Source organism: Phreatobacter sp. AB_2022a (assembly GCF_026847585.1).
Classification (GTDB): domain Bacteria; phylum Pseudomonadota; class Alphaproteobacteria; order Rhizobiales; family Phreatobacteraceae; genus Phreatobacter.
Genome location: NZ_JAPSET010000029.1, coordinates 79,216 through 85,315 on the forward strand (window position 1 = coordinate 79,216; position 6,100 = coordinate 85,315).

At 73.1% G+C, this 6,100-nt stretch carries 8 protein-coding genes; 7 read left to right on the forward strand and 1 reads right to left on the reverse strand.

Annotated features, from left to right (window positions below; genetic code table 11):
• Position 1 precedes the first annotated feature (1 nt).
• Both OZ671_RS20360 and cobJ read left to right on the forward strand, forming a co-directional pair.
• Complete coding sequence (locus OZ671_RS20360; RefSeq protein ID WP_268862449.1) at positions 2-736, forward strand: precorrin-2 C(20)-methyltransferase; 735 nt, start codon at positions 2-4, stop codon at positions 734-736.
• Positions 733-1,503 carry a precorrin-3B C(17)-methyltransferase gene (cobJ, locus tag OZ671_RS20365; protein WP_268862450.1) on the forward strand — a complete coding sequence of 257 codons (771 nt, stop codon included), beginning with the start codon at positions 733-735 and terminating at the stop codon, positions 1,501-1,503. The genes OZ671_RS20360 and cobJ overlap by 4 nt, the downstream gene beginning before the upstream one ends.
• Here the strand turns inward: cobJ and OZ671_RS20370 are convergent.
• Complete coding sequence (locus OZ671_RS20370; protein ID WP_268862451.1) at positions 1,470-2,234, reverse strand: cobalt-precorrin-6A reductase; 765 nt, start codon at positions 2,232-2,234, stop codon at positions 1,470-1,472. The two genes, cobJ and OZ671_RS20370, sit on opposite strands and share 34 nt — an antisense overlap.
• On the opposite strand from OZ671_RS20370, the gene cbiE reads away from it, so the two are divergent.
• The 5 genes from cbiE to OZ671_RS20395 form a co-directional block, all read left to right on the forward strand.
• Positions 2,233-3,489 carry a precorrin-6y C5,15-methyltransferase (decarboxylating) subunit CbiE gene (gene cbiE, locus OZ671_RS20375; RefSeq protein ID WP_268862452.1) on the forward strand — a complete coding sequence of 419 codons (1,257 nt, stop codon included), beginning with the start codon at positions 2,233-2,235 and terminating at the stop codon, positions 3,487-3,489. The genes OZ671_RS20370 and cbiE overlap by 2 nt on opposite strands.
• Positions 3,486-3,911 (forward strand): cobalamin biosynthesis protein, encoded by a 426-nt coding sequence (locus OZ671_RS20380; RefSeq protein WP_268862453.1) that lies wholly within the window; start codon positions 3,486-3,488, stop codon positions 3,909-3,911. Before cbiE ends, OZ671_RS20380 begins: the two co-directional genes overlap by 4 nt.
• Positions 3,908-4,684 (forward strand): precorrin-4 C(11)-methyltransferase, encoded by a 777-nt coding sequence (gene cobM, locus OZ671_RS20385; protein ID WP_268862454.1) that lies wholly within the window; start codon positions 3,908-3,910, stop codon positions 4,682-4,684. The genes OZ671_RS20380 and cobM overlap by 4 nt, the downstream gene beginning before the upstream one ends.
• Positions 4,681-5,469 (forward strand): uroporphyrinogen-III C-methyltransferase, encoded by a 789-nt coding sequence (gene cobA / locus OZ671_RS20390; protein WP_268862455.1) that lies wholly within the window; start codon positions 4,681-4,683, stop codon positions 5,467-5,469. The genes cobM and cobA overlap by 4 nt, the downstream gene beginning before the upstream one ends.
• Positions 5,466-6,100, forward strand: a 635-nt coding sequence (locus tag OZ671_RS20395) for a cobyrinate a,c-diamide synthase (protein WP_268862456.1), incomplete at its 3' end; no start/stop codon positions are given. The genes cobA and OZ671_RS20395, both read left to right, overlap by 4 nt.

Sequence of the window (6,100 nt, forward strand, 5' to 3'; positions counted from 1 at the left end):
CATGTCTGATACCGCCGCGCTCTACGGCGTCGGGCTCGGGCCCGGCGATCCGGCCTATGTCACAGTCAAGGCGCGCGACATTCTCGGTCGCGCCGATCGCCTGGTTCATTTCTGCAAGAAGGGCCAGCGCGGCAATGCCCGCACCATCGCCGACCGGCTGGTCGGCCCGGATCCGGCCCGCGAGATCGCGCTCGTCTATCCGGTGACGACGGAAGCGCCGGTCGCCGATCCCGCCTATGTCGCTCCGATGGCCGAGTTCTACGCTGAATCGGCCGCCCGGGTCGCGGCCGAGGTGGAGGCGGGGCGCTGTGTCGCCATTCTGTGCGAGGGCGATCCGTTCTTCTACGGCTCGCTGATGCATCTCTGGCGGCGGCTCGCGCCACGCTATGCCTTCGAGGTGGTGCCGGGGATCACCGGCATGTCCGGCGCCTGGACGCTCGCCGCCGCGCCCATGACCTGGGGTGACGACGTCCTGAGCGTCCTGCCCGGCACCCTGCCCGAGGCCGAACTCGCGCGCCGGCTCGGCGATACCGACGCGGCGGTCATCATGAAGATCGGCCGCAACTTTCCGAAGGTCCGGCGCGCGCTCGCCTCCGCCGGCCTCGTCGAGCGGGCGATCTATGTCGAGCGCGCCAGCATGGCCGACCAGGTCATTCTGCCGCTCGCCGCCAAGACCGACGACGAGGCGCCCTATTTCTCCATGATCCTCGTGCCTGGCGAAGGACGGCGGCTGTGACGGCGGGCACGGTCAGCGTCATCGGGCTCGGCCCCGGCGATCCGCGCTATCTGACGCCGGCCGCCGCGGCGGCGCTCGCCGCGGCCACCGACATCGTCGGCTACGGCCCCTATGTCGACCGGGTGCCGGCACAGTCCGGGCAGCGCCGGCATCCGTCCGACAACCGGGTCGAGGTCGACCGGGCCCGCGCGGCGCTCGACCTTGCCGCAGGCGGGGCACGGGTTGCGGTGGTCTCGGGCGGCGATCCCGGCGTCTTCGCCATGGCGGCGGCGCTGTTCGAGGCCTACGAGACCGATCCGGCCAGGTGGCGCGACGTCGGCATCCATGTCGAGCCCGGGATCACCGCCATGCTGGCGGCGGCCGCGCGGATCGGGGCGCCGCTCGGCGGCGATTTCTGCGCCATGTCCCTGTCCGACAATCTCAAGCCCTGGGAGGTCATCCTCCACCGGCTGGACGCCGCGCTTTCGGCCGATTTCGTCATCGCGCTCTACAATCCGATCTCAAGGGCGCGGCCCTGGCAGCTCGGCGAAGCCCTGAAACGTGTCGCGGCGGCACGGCCGGCTGCGACGCCGGTGGTGTTTGCGCGCGCCGTCGGCCGTGCCGACGAAGCCGTGCGCATCCTGACCGCAGCCAGCGCGGCCGCCGCCGCTGCCGGTGCCGACATGGCAACCCTGGTGCTGATCGGCGCCTCGACCACCCGGCTGGTGGCGCGCGAGAGCGGCGAGGCCTTCGTCTATACGCCGCGATCGGTCGGGACGAGACCGTGATGGCTGAGCCAGGCCACCGCCGCATCGATGGCCGCCACCGTCTCGACGGGCGGTTTGGCCGGCCGCTGGACCATGACCACGGTGAGCCCGAGGCTGCGTGCGGCGGCGAGTTTCGCACGGGTCTGGCTGCCGCCGGCATTCTTGCTCACGAGAATCTCGATGCGGTGGGCGCGCATCAGCGCGACCTCCTCCGCGTCGGTGAAGGGGCCCCGCGCCTCGATCGCCGTCACGGCAAGGCCGTCCAGGACGTCGCCGATCGGTTCGATGCTGCGGACGAGATAGGCATGCTGCGGCCGCGTCGCGAAGGCGCCGAGCTCCTGCCGGCCGATGGTCAGAAACACCCGGCGCGGCTCGCTGCCGAGCGCGTCGGCCGCGGCGGCCATGGTCGCGACCAGGTTCCAGCGATCGCCGGGCTTGGCGATCCAGGCGGGCCGGCGCAGCGCCAGCAGCGGCACGCCGGCCGCCCGGCAGGCCGCGGCGGCGTTGAAGGGCATGACCGCGGCGAAGGGATGCGTCGCGTCGACGACCGCCGCAATTCCACGGCCGGTCAGATAGGCCGCGAGGCCGGCCGCGCCGCCGAAGCCGCCGGTCCGGGTCGGCACGGCGAGCGGTTTCGGCGTGCTGGTGCGGCCGGCGAGCGAGATCTCGGCGGCGATGCCGGGATGGCGCTCGGCCAGGTGCCGTGCGAGTTCAGCCGCTTCCGTCGTGCCGCCGAGGATCAGGATCGTCATGGCTGACTTGTTGCCGAATGCGAAGGTTCTGTCGAGCGGGGCGGGCAAGGCCTGGCTGAGCATTGTCGGCCTTGGCGAGGACGGCCGGGCCGGGCTTTCGGCGCGGGCCCTGGCGGCGCTCGACGCGGCGGAGCTCGTCGTCGGCGGTGCGCGCCACCTCGGCCTCGTCGCGCCGCTCCGGCCGGACCAGGCGACGCTCGCCTGGCCGAGCCCGATCCAGGACGCCTTCCCGGCCATTCTGGCCCGTCGCGGCAGGCCGGTCTGCGTGCTCGCATCGGGCGATCCGTTCCACTACGGCATCGGCACGACCCTCGGCGCCCATGTTGCGGTGGCGGAGATGGAGGTGCTGCCACAGCCCTCCGCCTTCAGCCTCGCCGCCGCCCGGCTCGGCTGGGCCCTGCAGGACTGCGCGCTGGTTTCGCTTCACGGCCGGGCGCTCGAACGCATCATTCCGCAGCTCCAGCCGGGCGCGCGGATCCTGGCTCTCTCGTGGGACGGCTCGACGCCGGCGAGGCTCGCCGCCCTGCTGGCGGCGCGTGGCCTCGGCGGTTCGCGCCTCGCCGTCCTGGAAGCCCTCGGCGGCCCGCGCGAGCGGCGGTGCGAGGCGGCGGCCGACGGGTTCGACCTCGCCGATATCGATCCGCTCAACATCATCGCCCTGAGCGTGAAGGCCGGCCCCGGCGCGCGCATCGTGCCGCTCAGCCCCGGTCTCGACGACGACTGGTTCGCCCATGACGGCCAACTCACCAAGGCCGAGATCCGCGCCGTGACGCTGGCGGCGCTCGCACCCCGGCGCGGCGAGGTGCTCTGGGACATCGGCGCGGGTTCGGGCTCGATCGGCATCGAATGGTGCCTGCGCCACCAGGCCACCCGTGCTCACGCGGTCGAGGCGCGGCCGGATCGCGCGGCACGCATCCGCGCCAATGCGCTGGCCGTCGGCGTGCCCGACCTCGTGGTTGTCGAAGGCGAGGCCCCGGCCGCCCTCGGCGGCCTGCCCCGGCCGGATGCAGTCTTCATCGGCGGCGGCATCGGCGATGCCGGCCTGTTCGAGGCGGCCTGGGCGGCGCTGGCGGCCGGCGGCCGGCTGGTCGCCAACGCGGTCACGCTGGAGGGCGAGGCGCGCCTTGCCGGGCTGTTCGCCGCCCATGGTGGCACCATGCGCCGCCTTTCCATCGCCCGCCTCGACCCGGTCGGCGGGCTGCACGGCTGGCGCCAGGCCATGCCGGTGACGCAATGGCGGGTGGTGAAGCCATGACGGGCCAAACCACTGCGGTCGGCAAGATCAGCGTCGGCAAGATCAGCGTCGGACTTGGCCTGCGGCCGGCGACAGGGCGCGACGAGATCGCCGCCTGCGTCCAGGCGGCGCTCGGCCGGCTCGATCTCGACCTGGGCGCGGTCGACCGGATCGCGACGACCGCCGCGCGGGCCGGCGAACCGGGACTCGTCGCCTTTGCGCAAGGGCTCGGCCTGCCGCTCGTCGGCATTCCCGACGAGGCCCTGCGCGGCGAGGATGCCGGCTGCGCCACCCGCTCGACGCGGGTGGTGGCGCTGTTCGGTGTCGGTTCGGTGGCCGAGGCCGCCGCCCTGGCGGCTGCCGGCCCCGCAGCCCGCCTCGCCCTGCCCCGCATCGTTCTCGGCCGGGTCACCTGCGCCCTCGCCTCCGGAAACAGATCATGACCGTTCATTTCATCGGCGCCGGTCCCGGCGCCGCCGACCTCATCACCGTGCGCGGCCGGACGCTGATCGAACAATGTCCGGTCTGCCTCTATGCGGGATCGCTGATCCCCAAGGCGGTGCTCGGCTGGTGTCCGCCGGGCGCCCGCATCGTCGATACCGCGCCGCTCGACCTCGACGGCATCATGGCCGAGATCGCGGCGGCCGAAGCCCGTGGCGACGATGTCGCGCGCCTTCATTCCGGCGACCTGTCGATCTGGAGCGCGGTCGGCGAGCAGATGCGCCGCCTCGACGCAGCCGGCATCGCCTATACGGTGACGCCGGGCGTGCCGGCCTTCTCGGCTGCCGCCGCGCTGCTGCGCCGCGAGCTGACCTTGCCCGAGGTCGCCCAGTCGGTGGTGCTCACCCGCACCAGCGGTCGCGCCTCCTCCATGCCGCCGCGCGAAACCCTTCCGGCCTTTGCCGCGACGGGGGCGACGCTGGCCATTCACCTCTCGATCCATGTCATCGACAAGGTGGTGGCCGAGCTGACGCCCGCCTATGGCACCGACTGTCCGGTCGCCGTGGTGTTCCGGGCGTCCTGGCCGGATGAACGCGTCCTGGTCGGCACGCTCGGCGACATCGCGGTCAAGGTTGCCGAAGCCGGCCTGGAGCGCACCGCGCTGATCCTGGTCGGGCCGGCCCTCGCCGCCGAGGATTTCCGTGAGAGCGCGCTCTATTCGCGCGGTTACGACCGGCGTTTCCGGCCGCGCGACGGCGGGGAGCCGGTGGCATGAACGTGCCCGCGTCCTTTCTTCCCGTCTTCGAGGCCGGTACCGTCTGGCTGGTGGGCGCCGGCCCGGGCGATCCGGGCCTGATGACACTGACCGCGGCCCATGCGCTGCAGGCGGCGGACGTCGTCGTGCACGACGCGCTGATCGACCCGCGCGTGCTCGGCCTCGCGCGGCCGGACGCCATCCTCGAAAATGCCGGCAAGCGTGGCCACCGGCCCTCGCCGCGCCAGGCCGATATCAGCGAACTGCTCGTCACCCATGCCCGCGCCGGCCGCCGGGTGCTGCGCCTGAAGGGCGGCGACCCCTTCATTTTCGGCCGCGGCCACGAGGAGGCGCTGGCGCTGGCCGAGGCCGGCATCCGCTTCCGCATCGTGCCCGGCGTGTCCAGCGGGCTCGGCAGTCTCGCCTTGCACGGCATTCCCGCCACCTCGCGCGATTCCAACCACGCGGTGATCCTGGCGACCGGCCACCTTGCCGAGGACAAGAGCCTCGATTGGGCAAGCCTCGCCCGTACCGGCCAGCCGATCGTGCTCTACATGGCGGTGGCCAATCTCGAGCCGATCGCGGCGGCGCTCGGCCGGGGCGGCCTTGCGCCGGACACGGCGGTCATCGCCGTGCATGGCGCGACAACGCCGGCCGAGGCGGTGATCGAGACGACGCTCGGCGCGCTCCCCGGACTCGGCGCCGCCGGCCGGATCCGCTCGCCGGCCATCATTGCGATCGGCGCCATCGCGCCGCTGCGCGCGGCGATCGCAAGCTTCCTGATCGCGCCCGAGGTCCAGGCATGAGCGCCGTCCGCCCAGCCGAGGGAGCACGGGGCCTGCTCATCGCCGCCCCCCGTTCCGGTTCCGGCAAGACCACGATCACGCTCGGCCTGCAGCGGGCGCTTGCGGCGCGCGGCCTCACCGTACGCGGCATCAAATGCGGGCCGGACTACATCGATCCGGCCTTCCATGCCGCCGCGACCGGCGCGCCGAGCTGCAATCTCGACAGTTTCGCCATGTCGGACGGGCTCGTCGCGCGCCTTGCCGCGGATGCGCTGGACGGCAGCGACCTGGTGATCGCCGAAGGCTCGATGGGCCTGTTCGACGGCGTCCGCGGACCGCAGGGGCATACCGGCGCCAGCGCCGACATCGCCGCGCGCTGCGGCTGGCCGGTGGTGTTGGTCATCGATGTTTCCGGCCAGGCGCAGTCGGCGGCGGCGGTGGCGCTCGGCTGCGTCGGCTACGACCCGCGCCTGACCGTTGCCGGCGTCATCCTCAACAAGGTGGCGAGCGCCCGGCACCGCAAGCTCGTCGAGGACGGCATGCGCCGCATCGGCCTCACCGTGTTCGGCGCCCTGCCGCGCGAGGCGAGCCTGATCCTGCCGGAGCGCCATCTCGGCCTCGTTCAGGCCGGCGAGACCGCCGATCTCCATGC

What these genes read in the sequence shown, in the direction of transcription:
- OZ671_RS20360 (WP_268862449.1), top strand. Translation starts at nt 2, where the DNA reads ATGTCTGATACCGCCGCGCTCTACGGCGTCGGGCTCGGGCCCGGCGAT.
- cbiE (WP_268862452.1), top strand. Translation starts at nt 2,233, where the DNA reads ATGGCTGACTTGTTGCCGAATGCGAAGGTTCTGTCGAGCGGGGCGGGC.
- OZ671_RS20370 (WP_268862451.1), bottom strand. Translation starts at nt 2,234, where the DNA reads ATGACGATCCTGATCCTCGGCGGCACGACGGAAGCGGCTGAACTCGCA.
- OZ671_RS20380 (WP_268862453.1), top strand. Translation starts at nt 3,486, where the DNA reads ATGACGGGCCAAACCACTGCGGTCGGCAAGATCAGCGTCGGCAAGATC.
- cobM (WP_268862454.1), top strand. Translation starts at nt 3,908, where the DNA reads ATGACCGTTCATTTCATCGGCGCCGGTCCCGGCGCCGCCGACCTCATC.
- cobA (WP_268862455.1), top strand. Translation starts at nt 4,681, where the DNA reads ATGAACGTGCCCGCGTCCTTTCTTCCCGTCTTCGAGGCCGGTACCGTC.